General features: G+C 71.9%; 17 protein-coding genes and 2 pseudogenes. 13 read left to right on the plus strand and 6 right to left on the minus strand.

Going from position 1 to position 19,618, the window contains the following annotated elements:
* Positions 1-6 precede the first annotated feature (6 nt).
* From O7629_RS28320 to O7629_RS28340, 5 genes and pseudogenes are all read left to right on the plus strand, one after another.
* Positions 7-1,035, plus strand: coding sequence for a hypothetical protein (locus O7629_RS28320; protein WP_278173066.1), 1,029 nt, complete (start codon positions 7-9; stop codon positions 1,033-1,035).
* Between the two features lie 72 nt (positions 1,036-1,107).
* Entirely contained in the window at positions 1,108-2,373 is a 1,266-nt protein-coding gene (gene serS / locus O7629_RS28325; protein ID WP_278173067.1) for a serine--tRNA ligase, read from the plus strand.
* Positions 2,367-2,546, plus strand: a pseudogene (locus O7629_RS28330) (esterase family protein); the annotation flags it as partial. The gene serS and the pseudogene O7629_RS28330, both read left to right, overlap by 7 nt.
* Positions 2,547-3,047: 501 nt before the next feature.
* Positions 3,048-3,863, plus strand: a pseudogene (locus O7629_RS28335) (HAD family hydrolase); the annotation flags it as partial.
* Positions 3,864-3,867: 4 nt separating this feature from the next.
* Positions 3,868-4,722, plus strand: coding sequence for an HAD family hydrolase (locus tag O7629_RS28340; RefSeq protein ID WP_278173070.1), 855 nt, complete (start codon positions 3,868-3,870; stop codon positions 4,720-4,722).
* On the opposite strand, the gene O7629_RS28345 is transcribed toward O7629_RS28340, so the two are convergent.
* Complete coding sequence (locus O7629_RS28345) at positions 4,677-5,345, minus strand: bacterial proteasome activator family protein (RefSeq protein WP_278173072.1); 669 nt, start codon at positions 5,343-5,345, stop codon at positions 4,677-4,679. The two genes, O7629_RS28340 and O7629_RS28345, sit on opposite strands and share 46 nt — an antisense overlap.
* Before the next feature lie 235 nt (positions 5,346-5,580).
* On the opposite strand from O7629_RS28345, the gene O7629_RS28350 reads away from it, so the two are divergent.
* Positions 5,581-6,786 carry an ABC transporter substrate-binding protein gene (locus O7629_RS28350; RefSeq protein WP_278173075.1) on the plus strand — a complete coding sequence of 402 codons (1,206 nt, stop codon included), beginning with the start codon at positions 5,581-5,583 and terminating at the stop codon, positions 6,784-6,786.
* A gap of 61 nt (positions 6,787-6,847) precedes the next feature.
* Here the strand turns inward: O7629_RS28350 and ddaH are convergent, their stop codons facing one another.
* The gene (ddaH, locus tag O7629_RS28355) at positions 6,848-7,678 is read right to left on the minus strand and encodes a dimethylargininase (RefSeq protein WP_347403700.1); all 831 of its coding nucleotides are present in this window, start codon (positions 7,676-7,678) and stop codon (positions 6,848-6,850) included.
* A gap of 68 nt (positions 7,679-7,746) precedes the next feature.
* On the opposite strand from ddaH, the gene O7629_RS28360 reads away from it, so the two are divergent.
* A complete protein-coding gene (locus tag O7629_RS28360; protein WP_278173077.1) occupies positions 7,747-8,214 on the plus strand; it encodes an Lrp/AsnC family transcriptional regulator in 468 nt (155 codons plus the stop codon).
* Positions 8,215-8,261: 47 nt separating this feature from the next.
* Here the strand turns inward: O7629_RS28360 and O7629_RS28365 are convergent, their stop codons facing one another.
* Positions 8,262-9,347 carry a hypothetical protein gene (locus O7629_RS28365; protein ID WP_278173079.1) on the minus strand — a complete coding sequence of 362 codons (1,086 nt, stop codon included), beginning with the start codon at positions 9,345-9,347 and terminating at the stop codon, positions 8,262-8,264.
* 185 nt (positions 9,348-9,532) lie between these two features.
* Between O7629_RS28365 and O7629_RS28370 the strand changes: the two genes are divergently transcribed.
* Positions 9,533-11,803 (plus strand): FdhF/YdeP family oxidoreductase, encoded by a 2,271-nt coding sequence (locus tag O7629_RS28370; RefSeq protein ID WP_278173081.1) that lies wholly within the window; start codon positions 9,533-9,535, stop codon positions 11,801-11,803.
* Here the strand turns inward: O7629_RS28370 and O7629_RS28375 are convergent.
* Both O7629_RS28375 and O7629_RS28380 read right to left on the minus strand, forming a co-directional pair.
* Entirely contained in the window at positions 11,781-12,065 is a 285-nt protein-coding gene (locus O7629_RS28375; RefSeq protein ID WP_278173083.1) for a DUF6457 domain-containing protein, read from the minus strand. The genes O7629_RS28370 and O7629_RS28375 overlap by 23 nt on opposite strands.
* Positions 12,062-12,697 carry an NTP transferase domain-containing protein gene (locus O7629_RS28380; RefSeq protein WP_278173085.1) on the minus strand — a complete coding sequence of 212 codons (636 nt, stop codon included), beginning with the start codon at positions 12,695-12,697 and terminating at the stop codon, positions 12,062-12,064. Before O7629_RS28380 ends, O7629_RS28375 begins: the two co-directional genes overlap by 4 nt.
* A gap of 77 nt (positions 12,698-12,774) precedes the next feature.
* On the opposite strand from O7629_RS28380, the gene O7629_RS28385 reads away from it, so the two are divergent.
* From O7629_RS28385 to O7629_RS28400, 4 genes are all read left to right on the plus strand, one after another.
* A complete protein-coding gene (locus O7629_RS28385; RefSeq protein WP_278173087.1) occupies positions 12,775-14,103 on the plus strand; it encodes a BTAD domain-containing putative transcriptional regulator in 1,329 nt (442 codons plus the stop codon).
* 67 nt (positions 14,104-14,170) lie between these two features.
* Positions 14,171-14,719, plus strand: coding sequence for a hypothetical protein (locus tag O7629_RS28390; RefSeq protein WP_278173089.1), 549 nt, complete (start codon positions 14,171-14,173; stop codon positions 14,717-14,719).
* Positions 14,720-14,818: 99 nt separating this feature from the next.
* Positions 14,819-15,616: a DUF427 domain-containing protein gene (locus O7629_RS28395; RefSeq protein WP_278173090.1), complete on the plus strand. Its 798-nt coding sequence runs from the start codon at positions 14,819-14,821 to the stop codon at positions 15,614-15,616.
* A gap of 248 nt (positions 15,617-15,864) precedes the next feature.
* The gene (locus O7629_RS28400; protein WP_278173091.1) at positions 15,865-17,466 is read left to right on the plus strand and encodes a glycosyltransferase family 2 protein; all 1,602 of its coding nucleotides are present in this window, start codon (positions 15,865-15,867) and stop codon (positions 17,464-17,466) included.
* Here O7629_RS28400 and O7629_RS28405 read toward each other — a convergent pair.
* Complete coding sequence (locus O7629_RS28405) at positions 17,418-18,377, minus strand: sulfotransferase (RefSeq protein ID WP_278173092.1); 960 nt, start codon at positions 18,375-18,377, stop codon at positions 17,418-17,420. The two genes, O7629_RS28400 and O7629_RS28405, sit on opposite strands and share 49 nt — an antisense overlap.
* Before the next feature lie 211 nt (positions 18,378-18,588).
* Between O7629_RS28405 and O7629_RS28410 the strand changes: the two genes are divergently transcribed.
* A complete protein-coding gene (locus tag O7629_RS28410; protein WP_278173093.1) occupies positions 18,589-19,575 on the plus strand; it encodes a glycosyltransferase family 2 protein in 987 nt (328 codons plus the stop codon).
* Positions 19,576-19,618 lie beyond the last annotated feature (43 nt).

Here is a 19,618-nt window from a genome sequence, read left to right on the forward strand (position 1 = left end):
GACCCGATGCCCGACGACGGCCGCCGTAGCGGCGCGGAACCCGTACCACCCCGGACCACGCCGGAGCCGCCGATAGTCCGTACCACACCGGCTCCGGTGCCGACGTCACCCGGCCCGCCGGCCGACCAACCGGCGGTGATCGAGCTCGGCGGCGACGCCACCCCGCCGGCCGACGGTCCAGGACCTGGATCCGGACCGAGCCCTGGTCCCGGCAGGTGGACCGCCGTCGCTGAGCGGCTGTCCGGTGCGACCACCGCGACGGTAGACCGGGCCCGCGCCGCAGCCGGGACCCGACTCGGCACACCCGGCCGCGGCAACCTGCCGAGCCTGCTGCTCGCCGCCGTCGGGGTGCTCGCGGCTGCCGGTTCGCTCGGCGGGAAGTGGCTGGCCTTCGAGATCCCCGGAGTCGACGTCGGAACCGGCAGCCCCTACGCCGCCGCCGTGCGGCTCGCCGAACTCGGCGCTTTCGGCACCGGGTACCTGCTCGGTCTGCTGGCGTTGCTGGTCTGTGCGGCCCTGACGCTGTTCGGCTCCCACCGCAACCGCCCCGACACCCGGATCGCCGGGCTGACCATCGGCGCCGGGCTGGTCGCGCTGCTGGTCACGGTGATGCTGAACAGCGACGAGCTGATCAGATCGTCGCTGCAGGTTCCCACCGAGATGGAGGTGCTGGTCAGCCGTGGTACTGCGGTGACCGCTGGCCTGGTCGGCGTCGGCGCGTTGCTGCTGGCGCTGTACCTGGCCGGGCGGACCACGGCCGGCCGTGGCGGGACCACCGGAGGTGGCGGCACCACTGGAGGTGGCGGTGCGGACATCGAAGGCGGTGTGGACCATGGTCGGGTGCTTGACGGGAGCGGGCGACCGGCGACCGGCGATCCGGCGGGTACGGCGCCCGCACCGACCGACCTGCCGTGGCGTCGGCCACCCAACGACGACCCGGATCCAGGCGGAGGTGCACCCCCCGATCTGACGGTCGGGCCGACTGCCCCGTTCGTCCGGCCGGACAACCCGCCGCACCAGACGCACCGCTGGTGAGGACGCACCGCTGGTGAGCCGGCCGAAAACCTGCGCGCGGGCCGACGCGGTGGGCCGGTATCGTTGACTTCCGTGATCGATCTCCGACTGCTCCGTGATGACCCGGACCTCTTCCGTGCCAGCCAGCGTGCCCGCGGCGAGTCCGAGTCCCGGGTGGACGATCTGATCGCCGCTGACGAGGCCCGCCGTGCGGCGGTGCAGGCCTTCGAGGCGCTGCGCGCCGAGCAGAAGCAGCTCGGCAAGCGACTGCCCCGGGCGGAACCGGCCGAGAAGGCCGAGCTGCTGACCCGTACCAAGGAGTTGTCGGCCCAGGTGAAGGCGGCCGAAGCCGCCGCCACCGAGGCCGAGCAGACGCTGCGCCGGGCGCAGTTGGCCTTCCCCAACCTGATCGAGGCGGGTGCGCCGGCCGGCGGCGAGGACGACTACGTCGTCCTGCGGGAGGTCGGTGAGCGGCCCGACATCGACGCACCGCGCGACCACCTGGCGCTCGGTGAGGCGCTCGGCGCGATCGACGTCGAACGAGGCGCGAAGGTCTCCGGCAGCCGCTTCTACTACCTGACCGGCGTCGGCGCGCTGCTGCAGCTCGGTCTGCTGCAGCTGGCCATCGCCCAGGCCGTCGAGTACGGCCTCACCCCGACGATCACCCCGGTGCTGGTCAAGCCGGAGTCGATGGAAGGCACCGGCTTCCTCGGCGAGCACGCCAGCGAGATCTACCGGCTGGAAGCCGACGACCTGTACCTGGTCGGCACCAGCGAGGTGCCGCTGGCGGCGTACCACTCGAACGAGATCCTGACCCTCGACGGCCCGGTGCGCTACGCCGGCTGGTCGTCGTGCTTCCGGCGGGAAGCCGGGTCGTACGGCCGGGACGTGCGTGGCATCCTGCGGGTGCACCAGTTCGACAAGGTGGAAATGTTCTCCTTCTGCCCGCCCGAGCAGGCCCATGACGAGCACCTGCGGCTGCTCGCCTGGGAAGAGGAGATGCTGGCGAAGGTCGAGATCCCGTACCGGGTGATCGACGTCGCCGCCGGCGACCTCGGCACCAGCGCGGCCCGCAAGTACGACTGCGAGGCGTGGGTGCCGTCGCAGGGCCGCTACCGCGAGGTGACGTCGACGTCGAACTGCACCACCTTCCAGGCCCGCCGGCTGAACATCCGCTACCGCGACGCTGACGGCCGTACCCAGCCGGTGGCCACCCTCAACGGCACCCTGGCGACGACCCGGTGGCTGATCCCGATCCTGGAGAACCACCAGCAGCCGGACGGCTCGGTACGGGTACCGAAGGCGCTGCAGCCGTACCTCGGCGGCCGGGACGTCCTGGAACCCCTGGCCACCGCCTGAACGAACCGGAGGACAACTGGTTCGCCAGCAACTTGCGCGTTGCGGCCGCGCTGGCGGAAACGGGGTACGACTGCCGGCTGGTGCTCGGCGACGGTGGGCACAGCCCGAACCACCCTGGGGTGCTGCTGCCGGATGCGCTGCGCTGGCTGTGGCGGCCGCCGGACGCTGGTTGAGCGGTGTCGAGTGGAGGGCTGGGGTACGTGATTCTCGCGGAATTACGTACCCCAGCCCTCCACTCGACGGGTGATCAGATGGCGCCGCCCTGCTTCGGTTCAGCCACGAACACGCTTGGGCATGCTCACTCCGGACGCGGCGGCGGCCTAGACCAGGCCTAGACCTGGCCTAGACCCCGGCGAGGTCGCCGCCTTCCTCGAACGGGTCGCCCACGACCTCGGCGTCGTATACGCCGAACTCGACCGCACCTACGAACAGAACGACCGGATCAAGGACGCGCTGCGCCGCTCTGGCAGTTCAGCCAGGCCGCCGCAGCCGGCCGCTGAACCGGCGTGGGGTGGGGCAGCACCTTCGGATTTGGCGCCCGGCGAGTGTGCATCCGGGCTTCGCTCGGAAGTCATGGTCAGGTCACGGTATGCGAGGTACGGTTGCTGCCCCGTCGACCGAGGAGATCATCGACCACGGAGATCGTCGACCATGGGGGGATCAAGGAGGACAGCATGCCGCGCCCCGGTCTACCCAAGTTGATCGCGACCGACCTCGACGGCACTCTGGTCCGCAGCGACGAGACCGTCTCCGCGTACACCCATGAGGTGCTCGACCGTGCCCGCGACCTCGGCATCCCGGTCGTCGGGGCGACCGGCCGCGGACCCCGGCTGATGGAGTTGACCCGCAACGACATCCGGGCCGCCGACTACCTGGTGATGGCCGGCGGCGGGCGGGTGGTCGACCAGAGCGACCCGACCGGCGTACGGGTGCTGCGCGACGAGCGGCTGCCCGCCGACGTGCTGGCCCAGCTGATCACCGAGTTGGAGGCGGCGGTCGGTCCGCTGATCGTGATGGTCGAAGCGTCCGACGAGCACGAGGCGCCGCTGTGGGGCGACTTCGACCCGCAGTGGCGCTACCCGGAACGGTTCGAGGCCCGTACCCGGGAGCAGTGCCTGGCCACCGACGTGATCAAGGCGTTCGCCCGGACGCCGTCGCACGACGTGGACGCGCTGCTCGCCGCCGCGGTGCAGATCGTCCCACCGACGCTGGCGACGGTCACCCAGGCCGGGCTGGGCTTCATCGAGATCTGTCCGCCCGGCGTCGACAAGGCCAGCGGTCTGGCGGTCGTCGCGGAGTCGCTCGGCGTCGACCCGGCGGACGTACTGGTCTTCGGCGATATGCCCAACGACCTGCCGATGTTCGCCTGGGCCGGGTGGTCGCGGGTGGCGGTGTCGAACGCCCATCCGACAGTACGCCGTGCCGCCGATGAGGTTACACTGCGTAATGATGATGACGGCGTAGCGATTTACCTCGACCGGCTACTGTCCGGAGATGGAAGTGCATCCACGTCTGGTCGCCACCGATCTCGACGGGACACTGCTGCGGCCCGATAAGTCGCTCAGTGCCCGGACCGCCGCCGCGCTGGACGAGTTCCAGCGGCGCGGCGGGCAGGTGGTGCTGGTCACCGGCCGGCCGGTGCGTTGGCTGCCGGCCGTCTACGAACAACTACAGGCCCCGGTGCCGGCGGTCTGCGCCAACGGTGCCGTGGTCTACGAGCCGCGTACCGACACCGTGCTGCGCGCCGACCCGCTCGCTCCGGAGATCATGGCCGAGGTCGCCCGGCGACTGCGCGCCGAAGTCCCGGATGTGGTCTTCGCCGTCGAGGTGGAGGACGGCCGGTTGATGCGGCACGGCACCGACTGGCCGGCGCACTGGAACAGCGATCACCCCACCGCCCGGCAGGTCACCGACTCGGCGGAGCTGCTCACCGCGCCGGCGGTGAAACTGCTGGCCCGCAGCAGCCACGATGACCCGGAAGTGTTCGTCCGGATCGTCGCCGGAGCGCTCGCCGGGCTGGCCGAGGCCACCCACTCGTCGAAGTCCGGGCTGGTGGAGATCTCGGCTGCCGGGGTCACCAAGGCGGCCGGGCTGGCCTGGCTCTGCGCCCGTTGGCAGATCGGCGCCGCCGACGTGGTCGCCTTCGGCGATATGCCGAACGACGTCCCGATGCTGACCTGGGCCGGGCAGGCGGTCGCGGTGGCGAACGCCCACCCGACGGTGCAGGAGATCGCGGACGCGGTGACGGCGTCGAACGCCGACGACGGGGTGGCTGTCTACCTGGAGCAGTTGCTGGCGCAGCGTCAGAGGTACTGGCCGGTGCGGGTGCCGCCGCCCTCGCCCGGCTGACCGGCCTGGCCCGGCTGCCCCGGCATGCCGGGGATCATCCCACCTGGGCCGACCGGCAGCGCCGGCCGCCCGCCGGAACGCATCTGCTCAAGCTGCAGCCGGGCTGCCATCTGCTGGGCCATCAGCGCGGCCTGGATGCCGTGGAACAGCCCTTCCAGCCAGCCGACCAACTGGGCCTGGGCGACTCGCAGTTCACTCTCACTCGGGGTGGCGCCGTCCTCGAACGGCAGCGAGATCCGGGCCAGCTCCTCGCGCAGCTCCGGTGCCAGGCCGTCCTCCAGCTCGGTGATGGAACGCCGGTGGATCTCGCGCAGCCGCTGCCGGCTCGCCTCGTCGAGCGGGGCGGCGCGGACCTCCTCCAGCAACTGTTTGATCATGCTGCCGATCCGCATCACCTTGGCCGGCTGCTCGATCAGCTGCGACGGGTCTTCCGGGTCGACCGGCTCGTCGCCGGCACCGGTGGCCCCGCTGGCGTCGCCGGGGGTACCTGCGGCACCGGCACCGCCGGCGTTCACCGTGCCGACCGGTCGCCCGTCCGGGCCGACCACCACCACCGCGCCGGGCCGGCCAGCCGCCGGGCCGGACTCATTGGTCTCTTCCGGGGAGCCTGACGTCTCGGTCATAGGCTCCATCTTGACGCAGCACCAGGGCCGGCCGCTCGCCGGTCCCCCGGTTCACGCTGCCCGTCGGTCCCCCGGTTCACGCTGCCCGTCGGCGGCGTGAACCGGCAGATCACCTAGCATTGACTGGACGCAGCCGAGCGGGTAGAACGCCGGGTGGACTGTCGACCAGCTCGCCACCGTCGGCGTACTCCACCTGCGCGACCGACCGTCGTACCCATGGGAGAGGACCACCCCTGTGCCTCACATCGACCGCCGGCAAGCCCTGAAGCTGCTGGCCGCGCTCGGCGCCACCGGGCTGGCCAGTGCCTGCAGCGTCGGCACGGGTGACGACTCGAACGAAGACGACGGCCTGGTCAGCGACCGGCCAGTACGCATCGGCCTGATCGTCCCGCAGACCGGCGGTTACAAACCGATCGGCGACGAGATGCTCAACGGCTTCCAGCTCTACCTGGACACCCACCAGCAGCGGCTGGGTGGCCGCCCGGTCGACCTGGTGATCGCCGACGAGGGGGAGACCCCGGAGTCCGGGCGGGCGGCGGTCGACTCGCTGCTCCAGCAGCAGGTGCTGGCGCTCACCGGGGTGGCCAACTCGGCGGTGATGCTCGCCATCCGGGACGCCGTGGAAGAGGCCCGGGTGCCGTTGATCGGCTCGAACGCCTCGCCACGCAGCCTGCAGAGCGTCGTCTACATCTGGCGTACCTCGTACGTCGCCGACGAGCCCGGCCTCGCCCTCGGCGGCTACCTGGCCCGAGAGGTGTCCGCCAACGGCGAGGTGGCGATCGTCGCCGCCGACCAGCCCGCCGGCCGCGACGTGGTGCAGGGGTTCCGGGAAGGCTTCGGCGCCAGCGACGAGCGGATTTCCGGGGCGGTCATCTGGGCCAACGCCACCCCGAATCCGGGTCGGGACACCTTCATCGAGCCGATCCAGGAGGTGATCTTCCGGGATCCGGAGGCGGTCTACTGCCATTTCACCGGCTCGGCGGCGGTCGAGTTCATCCGGCAATTGCGCGACGCCGGCTTCGAAGGTCCGATCTATGGTCCGGGTTTCCTCACCGAGGGCAACGTCATCGACCAGTTGGGTGAAGAGGCGAGTGGCATCGTCACCGCCCTCAACTACTCGGCTGACCTGGACAATTCGGCCAACCTGCAGTTCGCCACCGGTTACCGCAAGCGGTACGGGGCGCCGCCGACCACGTACGCGATGTCGTCCTACGACGCGGCTCAGGTGCTGGACAAGGCGATCCGGTCCGCCGGACCGGGTGTCTCGTCCCAGGAGCTGAACCTGGCGCTCGGCCGGGTGGGGCAGATCGACAGCCCGCGTGGGCTGTGGCAGTTCAACCAGCCGCGTACGCCGCAGCAGAAGTGGTACCTGCGTGAGGTGCTGCGCGACGGTCCGGTGCTGTCGAACGTGCTGATCACCGAGCTCGCCACGCTCGGCTGAGCGCCGCGCTGGGCTGGGCCGGGCCTGGCACGCGCTGGCCTGGCCTGGGCTGGAGCCGTGGTCAGCCGCGCAGTTCGGCGACGCAGCACTTCACGCTGCCTCCGCCCTTGTGCAGCTCGGTGAATTCGACCGGCAGCGGCTGGTAGCCGGCGGTGGCCAGCTTGTCGGCCATCCCGGTCGCCTCGCTGTTGACCACCACGTGCCGGCCGTCGCTGATCAGATTCAGCCCGAAAGCCAGCGCGTCGGACCGGTCGGCGATCACCGCCCCGGGGAACAACTGCCGGAGCACCCGCTGTGACGCGGGGGAGAAGGCCTGCGGGTAGTAGGCGACAGTCTCGTCGTCGAGGGCGGCCAGCGCGGTGTCCAGGTGGTAGAAGTGCGGGTCGACCAGGCGCAACGACACGACCGGCCGGCTCAGCGTCTCCTGGAGCCGGCGGTGCGCGTCCGGGTCGGTACGGAACCCGTAGCCGGCGAGGATCGTGCCGCCGTACGCCCCTGGAAGATAGGTGAAGTCGCCTTCGCCCTCGTTGGTCTCGGTGGGCCGCACGTACCGCCAGCCGAGCTCCTCGTAGAACTCCCGATGCGCGATGGCCTCCGCGGCCCGCTGCGGGTAGGTGAACCGGGCACCGAAGACGGTGCGGTCGACCGAGAACGCACCGTTCGCGGCGTACACCATGTCGGGCAGGTCGGCGCGGGCCGGCAGCAGCCGGACCTGGTGCCCGATACCGGTCAGCGTCTCGCGTAGCCCTTCCCATTGTTTGACGGCGAGTTCGGTATCCACCGGCAACTGCGGGTTCATCCACGGATTGATCGCGTACTCGACGGCGAAGTGCTCCGGCGGACACATCAGGTACGTCCGGGGCTGCCCGGCGGCAGCGCGCACATCGGTCACGGGAACCAAGAGTAGGTATGCTGTCACACAATAAGAAGTCTTGATCGTTGCGCCTGAAGGACTAAACGTTGCAGATCGACGCCGTGGACCAGCGAATCATTGCGTCGCTGGTAGCCGACGCCCGTTCGTCCTACGCGGACATCGGCGCCCGGGTGTCGTTGTCCGCCCCGGCGGTCAAACGCCGGGTCGACCGGCTGCGGGCGGCCGGGGTGATCCGCGGCTTCACCGCCGTCGTCGACCCGTCCGCCGTCGGCTGGACCACCGAGGCGTTCATCGAACTGTTCTGCACCGGGCGGACCACACCGGCCCAGATCGCGGCGGCCACCCGCCAGCACCCGGAGGTGGTCGGGGCGTACACGGTCAGTGGCGAGGCAGACGCCCTGGTGCACCTGCGGGCAGCCGACATCGCGCACCTGGAACAAGCCCTCGAACGGCTGCGGGCCGAGTCGTTCGTCACCGCCACGAAGAGCATGATCGTGCTCTCCCGGCTGGTCGACGCACCACCGCCGGTCGCCGTGCCCGACCCGCTGGCCTGACCGGCCCGTGCCGACCCGCTGGCCTGACCGGCAAGTGCCCGACCAGGTCAGAGGTACATGCCGGTGCGGTGATCCCCGGTGTCGCCCCGGGACGGCTTGTCCCCGTCGCCAAAGAACCGCTTGCCACCGAACTCGCCGTGCAACCGGTCGTCCAACTCGTCGGCGAGACCGGTCATCACCTGCACCGCGAGCATCAGATGGGTGGGCTGGAAGTTGCGGCCGAACACCGGTACGGACGCCCACACCGTGTCGTTGGTGCAGTACAGCCGCCCGATCGGCATCCGGTTGGTCAACTCGGACAGCTTCACGTACAACTGCTCGGTCGGCTCCACCTCGGTCAGGACCGGCGAGAAGACGTCCACCAGCGGCGGATTGTCCCGGATCCGGACGAAGACCATCGCCGAGCCGGCCCGGATCCCGATGTCGCCGTCAGCGTCCACATGCAGATGCTCCGGGGTGCTGCGCATCATCGTCGCGACCACCGTACGGACCCGCTCGTCGAGCGGCAGCGCGTCACCTGGACCGTCGTCACCGTCCCCGGGCACCGGGTCACCGGTCGGCAGCCCGAGATGGTCGCCGAGGGACGACGCCGGTCGGGCGGTGCCGAGCGGCTCGACCTCGATCGGCGAGTCGCTGTCGTCGCCCACCGAGTAGACGACGAAGGCCGGATGCGGGGCACCGTAGACCTGGCGCAGCGTATGGGTGATCACGGAGGCCAGCCGAGCGACGTCCGTGGTCGTCGTGGCCAGCCCGAAGTTGTCACCGCAACCCGGCACCACCCCGGGCGGCGACCAGCCGAGCGCGACCAGTTCGGCGACGGCGTCCCGGTCCATCCGGTAGTCCGGCGGCAGTGTGGCGTTGCTCACCGCCGACGCGGTCAACCGGTCCTGCAGGCCGATCGAGACATCCACCGAGTAGATCGCGTCGCCGGTGCCGGACGCTGTCGGATCGAGCGTGAGCTCCACCTGTGCACCGGCCGGCAGCGTCGGCAGCATGGCGGCCAGCGCGGCGGCGAAGTCCCGCCACGCCTGGGTCACCTTCTCCCGCAGGTCGGCCGTGCTCGGCTCGTCGAGCAGGAGCGGCTCGTGCGCCGCCGGCTGACTCCCGGACGCCTGATCCCCTGATGCCGGCACCTGCTCCCCCACGATGATCAACTCAGTCCCGTTGTGCGCACACCCTACCCAGATGAGCCACCACACCGGCTAGCCCCGGGCACCGTCGGATAACCGGCACTGGCCGGCCGCAGCTCGCCGTACCGCCGCTGGCCTGCGCCTTTTGGACGTAGCCGGCGGATCGCAGCACGTGAGAAGGTGGCAGCATGGCCCGTTCCGCCCCCCGAGACGACGCCGGCGACCGCGACCTACGGGTCGACCAGCCGGCGACCAGCGCGGCCGGACTGCCGGGCGTCACCCACGCACTGCGCGCCGGCGTCGCCCAGATGGGCGTACGCCGTACCGCGCTCACCCTGGCGCGGGTCAACCAGACCGGTGGCTTCGACTGCCCCGGCTGCGCCTGGCCGGAGCCGGCCGCCCAGCGGCGCTCGCACGCCGAGTTCTGCGAAAACGGCGCCAAGGCGGTCGCCGAGGAGGCGACCCTGCGCCGGGTCACCCCGGAGTTCTTCGCCGAGCACCCGATCAGCGAGCTGGCCACCCGCTCCGACCACTGGCTCGGCCAGCAGGGCCGGCTCACCCACCCGGTGATCCGCCGACCCGGCGCCGACCACTACACCCCGATCGGCTGGGACGACGCGTTCCGGCTGATCGGCGACGAACTGCGGGGCCTCGACTCGCCGGACCGGGCCGCGTTCTACACCTCCGGCCGCACCTCCAACGAGGCCGCCTTCCTCTACCAGCTGTTCGCCCGGTCGCTGGGCACCAACAACCTGCCGGACTGCTCCAACATGTGCCACGAGTCGTCCGGGGTGGCGCTGCTCAGCACCATCGGCATCGGCAAGGGCTCGGTGACCCTGGACGACCTGCACCGGGCGAAACTGATCGTCGTCGTCGGGCAGAACCCGGGCACCAACCACCCCCGGATGCTGTCCGCGCTGGAACGGGCCAAACGGGACGGCGCCACCATCGTCGCCGTCAACCCACTGCCCGAAGCCGGGCTGATGCGGTTCCGCAATCCGCAACGCCCCGGCGGCCTGGTCGGGGCCGGCACCCCGCTGGCCGACCACTTCCTGCAGATCCGTATCGGCGGCGACCTGGCGCTGTTCCAGGCGATCGGTGCGCTGCTGGTCGCCGACGATGCGGTCGACACCGACTTCGTCGATACCCACACCAGCGGGTACGCCGAGTACCGCGCGGCCCTCGCCGGGCTCGACTGGGCGGCGGTGACCGCCGCCACCGGGCTGGACCGGGCCCAGATCGTCGAGGTGGCCCGGCTGTTCGCCGCCTCCGACGCGACCATCGTCTGCTGGGCGATGGGGCTGACCCAGCGGCAGGACTCGGTCGACGCGATCCGCGAGATCGTCAACGTGCAGCTGCTGCGCGGCATGATCGGCAAGCCGGGGGCCGGGCTCTGCCCGGTGCGCGGACACTCCAACGTGCAGGGTGACCGCACCATGGGCATCTGGCACGAGCCGCCGGCCTGGCTGCCGGCGCTCGGCCGGCGACTCGGCGTACCGATGCCGACCGCGACCGGACTGGACACCGTCGGCGCGATCCGGGCGATGCGCGACGGCGAGGTACGCATCTTCATGGCCCTCGGCGGCAACTTCGCCGCCGCCAGCCCGGACACCGAGGTGACGGTCGCCGCCCTGGCGTCGTGCGCGTTGACGGTGCACGTGTCGACCAAACTGAACCGCTCGCACACGGTGCCCGGCGCGACCTCACTGATCCTGCCCTGCCTGGGCCGCACCGAACGGGACCGGCAGGCCGGCGGCGACCAGTTCGTCACCGTCGAGGACTCGATGTCGGCGGTGCACGCCTCCCGGGGCCGGCTCGCCCCCGCCTCCGACCAACTGCTCTCCGAGGTGGCGATCGTCGCCCGGCTGGCCCGCGCCACACTGCCGGACTCGCCGGTGCCGTGGGAGGCGTACCAGGCCGACTACCGGGCGATCCGGGCGACCATCGCCGACGTCGTACCGGGCTTCGCCGACTTCGAACGCCGGGTCGCCGAGCCGGACGGATTCGTGCTGCCGCACCCGCCCCGGGACCGGCGGACCTTCGCCACCGCGTCCGGCAAGGCCGCGTTCACGGTCAGCCCGCTGACCGTGATCGAGGTGCCGCCGGGCCGGCTGCTGCTGCAGACCATGCGCAGCCACGACCAGTACAACACCACGATCTACGGGCTCGACGACCGCTACCGCGGCATCCGGGGCGGGCGTCGGGTGGTCTTCGTCCACCCGGACGACCTGACCGCACTCGGCTTCACCGACGGCGACCAGGTCGACCTGGTGTCGGAGTGGTCGGATCAGGTCGAGCGCCGGGCCAGCGCCTTCCGGGTGGTGAGTTACCCGACGGCGCGCGGCTGCGCGGCCGCGTACTTCCCGGAGGCGAACGTGCTGGTGCCGCTGGACTCCACCGCCGCCGGGTCGAACACCCCGACGTCCAAGCAGATCGTCATCCGCCTGGAGCCGGCCTGACCTCGCCCGGGGCCGGCCCGACCTCCTCGCCGCCGCCGTAGGCGCGGGCCAGGGCGGCCAGCCGGGCACCGGCCTCGACCGGATCGGCGCCACGGCCGACGGCCAACCCCAACAGGTACGCGGTGACCGGCGCACCCGGGCGTAGCACGTTGTGTGCCACGTCGCGGGCCAGGTCCAGCACCACCGGCACCGGCACCTCGCCGGGGTCGAGCCCGAGTTCGGCGGCGGCCGACGCCACCCAGCTCGTCATCGTGTCGCTCATCGCACCCACTCCCGTGCCTGCCGGACGTCCTGGTCGGTGTCGCAATCGAACCACGGCGGAGGGCCGGCGCCGGACCAGGTCACCTCGGCGACGGACAGGCCGCCGAACAGCGCCCGCATCGACGCCCCGACGAGGCCGCCGCCGCGTCGCGCGGCGAGCCGGTCGACCGCCGCACGCAGCCGGCCGGTACGCCAGACACCGCAGAGCAGCTGCCGCCGACCGGTGGCGTCGACGTAGAGCGCCCCGTCGACTCCACCCGCCCGTACGGTCCGCGTCAACAGGTCCACCGCGTCGGCGGTGAGCAGCGGCAGGTCGCCGGCGAGCAGCGCGACCAGTCCGGCCGGCTCGGCGAACGCGGCGGGACCGGTGCGGCCGGCGGCCTCGGCGAGTGCGGCGAGGCCGGCGGCGGTGGCGGCGACCGGACCGGCCCCGGGCGGCTCCTCGCGTACCGCCAGGACACCCGGCGGCGGGTCGGCCAGCGGGCCGACGACGACGCGCGGGTCGGCGCCCGCGACGGCGGCCAGCACCCGGTCCCGCATGGCCACCCCACCCACCGGTACGTCCGGTTTGTCGACGCCGCCCATCCGTCGGGCCGCGCCACCGGCCAGCACCACCGCCGCGAATCCGGTCACGTCGCCGACGGTACCGCGAGGTGAAACCCGTCGGCGCGGTTGACATCGAAGCTGACCGGCCGGAGCGTCCTTCCAGTATGGAGTTCAGGCTGCTCGGGAACTTCGAAGTGGTACGGGACGGCCGGCCGGTATCGGTGGGCCGGCGCCGGCAGGAACGCCTGCTGCTCGCCATCCTGCTGCTGGCAGCCGGTCGTCCGGTTGCCACCGATCGGCTGACCGACCTGCTGTGGGACGGTGCACCGCCGCCGAACGCCCGCGGTGCCGTGCACACCTACGTCGGGCGGTTGCGGGCCGCCCTGTCGCCGTACGGGGTGCGGATCACCACGAAGGGTGGTGGCTACGCGGTGCCGGCCGGGCAGGTCGACGCGACCCGCTTCACCGACCTGGCCCGGGAGGCCGCCGGCACCACCGACCCGGCCGAGCGGGTCCTCCTCGGCGGTGCCGCCCTGGCCCTGTGGCGCGGGCCGCTCCTCGCCGACCTGGTCGACGAGCCGCTGCGGCAACGGCTCGGCGAGCCGCTGCGGGAGCTGCGGCTCAGCGTCGCCGAGACGTGCGCGCGGTCGCTGCTCGACATGGGCCACCACGAGCGCGTGGTCCGCGAGCTCACCGACCTGGCCGAGCAGCATCCGGGCCGGGAAGCGCTGGTCGCGAGCGTGATGACCGCCCTGTACCGGTCCGCCCGGCAGGCCGACGCGCTGCGCCTGTACGACCGCGCCCGCAAGACTCTGATCGGCGAACTCGGCGTCGAGCCCGGCCCCGACCTGGAGACCGTGTACCAGCGGATCCTCGTCGGCGACCCGCGCCTCGAACGACCGGCGGCCCCGGTGTACGCGGTCCGGGTCCGCGACCACTGGCTGCCGTGGAGTGTGGGCGGCCATCCAGCGCTGGAGTTCTGCAACACGTACGCGGGTTGGGGCGGTGAACGGATCCCCGGCGCGGAGTGGCTGCGCAGCTACTCGTCGCTCGCCGTCTGGGCCGGCCACCAGGATCTGCTCGACGACGGTGTCGTCACCGGCCTGCTCGCCACCGCCGCGCAGGATCCGATCGGCGCCGCGACGGTGCTGGACGAGGCCCGCCAGCTGCGCGAGCGGCTCTACGTCTGCCTCACCGACCCGGCGGATCCGCGTGCGTTCGCCGCCGTCGCCCGGTACGTGGAGGACGCCGCCCGGGACGCGGTGTTCCGGCGGGGAGCGGACGGGCTGGGCAGCTGGCACCCGTCCCGTCGGGCCGGGCTGCGCGCGCCGCTGCACGCCGCGGCCCGCAGCGCCGGCGAACTGCTCGCCGACCCGCGCCGGTCGACCGTGTGCGCCTGCCCCGGCCCGCACTGCGGCTGGCTGTTCCTCGACCAGCGTGGCCGTCGTCGGTTCTGCAGTCAGGCCACCTGCGGGCACCCGGCGGCGATCTGACCTCGCGGCCCGCTTTCGGCAAGATCGTGGTGAGTCGATGGTGAGGGCCGCCGTCGAGACTCGGTCCATGCGTCGATTCACTTACCTCGCAATGGCCACGGCCACCGCCGTGCTCCTCGCCGCCGTACCCGCGTCGGCGGCCCCCGACAACGGTCGTCCACCCTCGGGCGACGACGAATGGGTGCCGGTGCCGTCGGCTCCCTTCGAGCAGGAAGCCGGCATCACCTGTGACTTCCCGATCCGCGGCGAGCCCGTGCTGGACCGGGTGGTCAAGATGGTGCTGGCGACGTACCCGGACGGCTCGTCGAAGCGGGAGATCTACACCGGAGCGCTCATCTACCGGGTCACCAACACCGCGACCGGGGAGTCGGTCGAGGTGGACATCAGCGGCACCTCGGTGCTGCAGATGCGGCCGGGCGGCTCCTACTCCAACAACGTGACCTGGCGGGTCTGGGGCCCGATCCTGCTGGGCATGCACAAGGACAGAAGCAACTATCCGAGCGGCATGTACGTGCCGAACGGGATCTACACGTTGGACGTCAGCAAGTCGGGATACCGGACGCTGCGGTTCACCGTCGGCAGCGCGCACAACATCTGCGACGATCTTCAGCCCTGACCTGCAGGAGCCCCGACCTGCGGGATCCCAGCCCGGACTCCGCCAGCGGGAAACATCCACCCCCCGATGATCGTTGCCGGTGGTATGGACGATTCCGGGGTGAGCGGACCCGACAGCGGAGACGAGACGTCCCACGCCGGCCCGGCCCCGGGCCGGCGTGGCGCGGTCCGGGTGGAACCGGGCCAGAAACGGGTCCGGGTGTACCTGCACGGCGAGGTGGTGGCCGACACGACCGCCCCGCTGCTGGTCTGGGAGAAGCCCTACTATCCGACCTACTACCTGCCGGCGGCGGACGTCCGCGCGGCACTCGTCGCGACCGGCGCCACCGAGCGGTCGCCGAGCCGGGGCACCGCCGAGATCCTCGACGTGGTCACCGGGGCCGGCCGGACCGCCGCCGGGGCCGCCCGCCGCTACCCCGACTCACCGTTGCCGCAGCTACGCGACGCGGTACGGCTGGACTGGGCGGCGATGGACGAGTGGCTGGAGGAGGACGAGCCGGTCTACACGCACCCGCGTGACCCGTACACCCGGGTCGACATCCTGGCCAGCAGCCGGCGGGTGCGGGTGGAGCTGGACGGGGTGACGCTGGCCGACTCCGGCTCCCCCCGGATCCTGTTCGAGACCGGGCTGCCGCCGCGCTACTACCTGCCGCTGACCGACCTGCGGCGGGACCTGCTGGTGCCGTCGCAGACCCGCACCCACTGCCCGTACAAGGGGACCGCCGAGTACTGGTCGGTGCGGCTCGGCGAGCGGACGTACGACGACCTGGTCTGGATCTACCGCGCGCCGTTGCCGGAGAGCCAGAAGATCGCCGGTCTGGCCTGCTACTACAGCGAAAAGGTCGACCTGTACGTCGATGGCGTCGCCCAGCAACGGCCGCGTACGCAGTTCAGCTGAGGTCGGAGCGGGCACCGGCCGGACGACGAGTCCGCCGGCCGGCCGGCCGTACGTGCGGTGCGTGTCGTCCGGCGGTCACCTTCCCCTGCTAACTTCTGCCCGTGGCGCAGGCAGACGGATCAACCGCAACGGACGGATCCGGGACGCTCGACGGATCCGGATCCGGATCCGGATCCGGATCCGGATCCGGGGCAGTCGGGCAGCCGGCGGGCGTCGTCCCACGGGTCGTCCGCAACGACTGGTCGTCGGTGGCCGTACCCGATCTGGACAGCTGGCGGCCCACGATGACGGTGAGCGTCGTCATCCCGGCCTTCAACTGCCAGCCCACGCTGGATCTGACCCTGGCGTCGTTGAGCCGGCAGACGTACCCGGCGGACCTGCTCGAGGTCGTCGTGGCCGACGACGGCTCGGACCCGCCGTTGACCCTGCCCGAGGTCCGGCCGTCGCGGACGAAGATCGTCCGGGTCGGTGCCGACGGCGAGGCCGGTTGGGGACGGGCCGCCGCCCTGCGCTGCGGCGTCGCGCACAGCACCGGCGAGATCCTGCACTGGCTGGACGCCGACATGATCGCCTATCCCGAGCATGTGGCGGCCCAGGTTCGCTGGCAGCATGTGCTGCCGTACGCGGTCACCCTCGGCTACAAGCGCTTCGTCGACCCGGACGGCAACGGGCGGTGGCCGTCGGCGGAGACGGTCGCGCAGACGCTGGCTGGCGGGGCGGCAGCGGACCTGTTCGGTGGCAACCCCGGTGAGCCGCACAGCTACGTCGAGCGGTACGTCAACCAGACCGACCAGCTGCGCATCGCCGACCATCACGCGTTCAAGATCCACGTCGGCGCGACCGCCGCGTTGCGCCGCGAGCTGTACCAGCGGGCCGGCGGGTTCGACGCGCAGCTGCGGCTGGGCGAGGACACCGAGTTCGGCTACCGGCTCGCCCAGGCGGGTGCCGTGTTCGTGCCGGAGCCCGCCGCGCGGAGCTGGCATCTGGGGCGGACCCATGTGATGCGCGCCCGCAAAGACATCGCCCGCTGGAACCGCCCGTTCTTCGCCGACCGGATCCCGTACCCGCGCAGCTGGCGCAAGGTGGGCGGGACGTCCTGGTCGGTCCCGCTCGTCGAGGTGGTCACGGCAGTCGGTGACCAGCCGCTGGAACGGGTACGGGCGGCCGTCGACTCGGTGCTGCGTAGCAGCGAACACGACATCCGGGTCACCCTGGTCGGCCCGTGGGATCAGCTCGACGACGCGCGGGTACGGGTGCTCACCGACCCGCTGCGCGACCTGCGACTGATCGCCGCGACCTACCGGGGTGAACCACGGGTCCGGCTGGCCACCGAACGGCCCGGCAGCGTCTTTCCCGCGCCGTACCTGCTGGACCTGCCGGCCGCGTACGGCCTGGCACCGGACGGCCTGCGACGCCTGATCGACGTCGCCGACCGCCACCAGGCCGGTGTGGTCCGGGTCGACGTCGGCGAGCCCGGGGCGGACCCGGCGCGGGAGGCCGGCGTACGGCTGTGGCGGACCGCGGCGCTCAGCCGGGCGCGGTGGGTGCGCTCCGCCGACGAGCCGCTGTTCGACGCGGTGACCTCGGTGTACGGGCACCGCGACGTGCCCGCCGACGAGGTCGGCGTCGTGGACCTGACCCGGTTCGAGGTGACCGACCTGGCGAACGGCATGCCGCAGCCGTCCCGGCGTCGCCGGGCACCTGCCGCGCTGGTGCCGACCACGGTCGAGGTGGCCGGCGTACGGTCGCTGGCGAAGGCGACGGTGGTGGTCGCCTGGATGGCGGGTCGGCGGGTCCGGGCTCAGTGGGCCGGGTCGACGGTGCGGCGCAGAGCCGGCCACAGCGGGTAGCGGTAGCGGGGCAGCAGCGGCATCGACACCGTGGTCGAGATCAGCCGCTGGCCCCGGGCCTGCTGGTCGATCCAGCGATCGTCCAGTTTCAGCGACACCTCGCCGGTGCGGAACCGGCTCGGGTTGCCGGAGACCGTGTGGTTGGGCCGCAGCCGCACGGTACGCCGGTCGACGAACGGCCCGCCGGCCGGCGGCGAGACGACCTCCTCCGGCAGGCCGACGAAGCGGAGCAGCCCTTCGACGGTGTCCCGGGGCTCGACCATGAAGTCCTCGTACCGCAACCGCCGGTGCCGGCCCGGATAGGCGCGGGCGGTCCGCTCGATCAGCAGGTTCCAGCCGAGCCACAGCCGGCTGCTCTCGGCCGGGCTGTGGTGGTGGGTCAGGCCGGGGGTCGAGGCATCGTGGTGGGAGGTCGTCCGGGACCAGGAGTACGCCACCGCTCGCGGGTCGCGCACCACGTGCAGCAGGTACGGCTGCACCCCGTCGACACCCGACAGCATCGCGGCGTCGGCGGGCGACTTGGACGAGTCGACGATCAGCGTGGCACCGGTGACGTCCGCGACCGCCCGGTAGAGCGAGGCCATCAGCCGTCGGTAGCGTTCGACGTCCGGGCCGGGCCGGGTGCGTAGGAGAGTGGGCGTGTGGCGGACCCGCAGCGCGCGCCGCTGCAGCGCGTACACCTCGGTGGCCGACGGCGGGTCGTCCCCGTACGCGGCGCGGAGGATCTCCCGCCAGAGCGGGCATTCGGGGACCGGGACGCCGCAGCCGCACGGCCGGCGCTGCTGCAGCCCGCGTAGCCAGAGGTAGGTGAGCTCACCGACGGTGAAGACAGACTCGTACGAGTTGAGAATGTTGTCCAAGATGGTGGTGCCGCTGCGTCCCCACGCCGCGATGAACAGAACCTTGGTCACACCGCTCCCTCCACAGGCTGCGGCCGGAGTCTAGCCAGGGGCGATGCCGACCCGGGTCCGCTCCTGGCGCCCTGGCGGGCCGGATGCCGGGGGTCGGGGCCGGGTCTGCGCCGGTACGTCGCCCGGTCGCCGAGGGTGTTCCCGACCCGTACGGATGATGACTACCCAGATTTCACCCAATGGTCGCTCACGGTCGCCATCGTCAGGCGTGATGTCCGATAGCCCAGCCGTCAGCGTGGTCATCCCGACCCGCAACCGCCCGGACCTCGTGACCCGCGCCGCTCACAGCGCCCTCGCGCAGAGCGTCGAGGAGCTCGAGGTGATCGTCGTGGTCGACGGGCCCGACACGGCTACCCGGTCCGCGCTCGACGCGGTCGCCGACGCCCGGCTGAGGGTGGTCGAGCTGCCGGCCAGCGGCGGCGCGCCGGCGGCCCGCAACGCCGGGGTACGACAGGCCCGCGCACCCTGGGTGGCGCTGCTCGACGACGATGACGAGTGGCTGCCGCACAAGCTCGCCGCCCAGCTCGAGGTGGCCCGCGAGGCGTCCGCGCCGCTGCCGATCGTCGCCAGCCGGCTGGTCAACCGGACCCCACGGGCCGAGTTCGTCATCCCTCGTCGGCTACCGGATCCGGGTGAGCCGCCGAGCGAGTACTTCACCGTCCGGCGCGGACTGTTCCACGGGGACGGTTTCATCCAGACGTCGACGATCATGGCCCCGACCGAGCTGTTCCGTCGGGTGCCGTTCGATCCGACGGTGCCCCGGATGCAGGAGCTCGACTGGTCGCTGCGCGCGCTGAGCCACGACGACGTGGCGCTCACCTTCGCCGACGAGCCGCTGGTCATCTGGCATCAGGACGAGAACCGGCCACGGATCAGCCTGGACTCGCCGTGGCAGGCACAGTTCGACTGGCTGCGGCGCAGCCGTCCGCTGATGACGCCCCGCGCGTACGCCGCGCTCACAATGAGTGTGATCAGCTCGATGGCGGCACCTACCCGCAGCGGCAAGGTCTTCGCGACACTGCTGCGTGAGGCGCGCCGGCACGGGCAGCCGGGCACGCTGGACTACCTCACGTTCGCCCAGATCTGGCTGATCCCGCCGGACCTGCGCCGTACTGTGCGGGACATGATCCTCAAGCGCCGCCGCCAGGCGCAGCCCGAGCAGCCGGCGGGCATTGAATCGGACGCGCTCCGGCGGTAGCTCCGCTTCGCCTACAAGCTTCGCGCGGTTCGCAGGCCCAGGG

The organism is Solwaraspora sp. WMMD792, from assembly GCF_029626105.1.
Lineage (GTDB): Bacteria > Actinomycetota > Actinomycetes > Mycobacteriales > Micromonosporaceae > Micromonospora_E.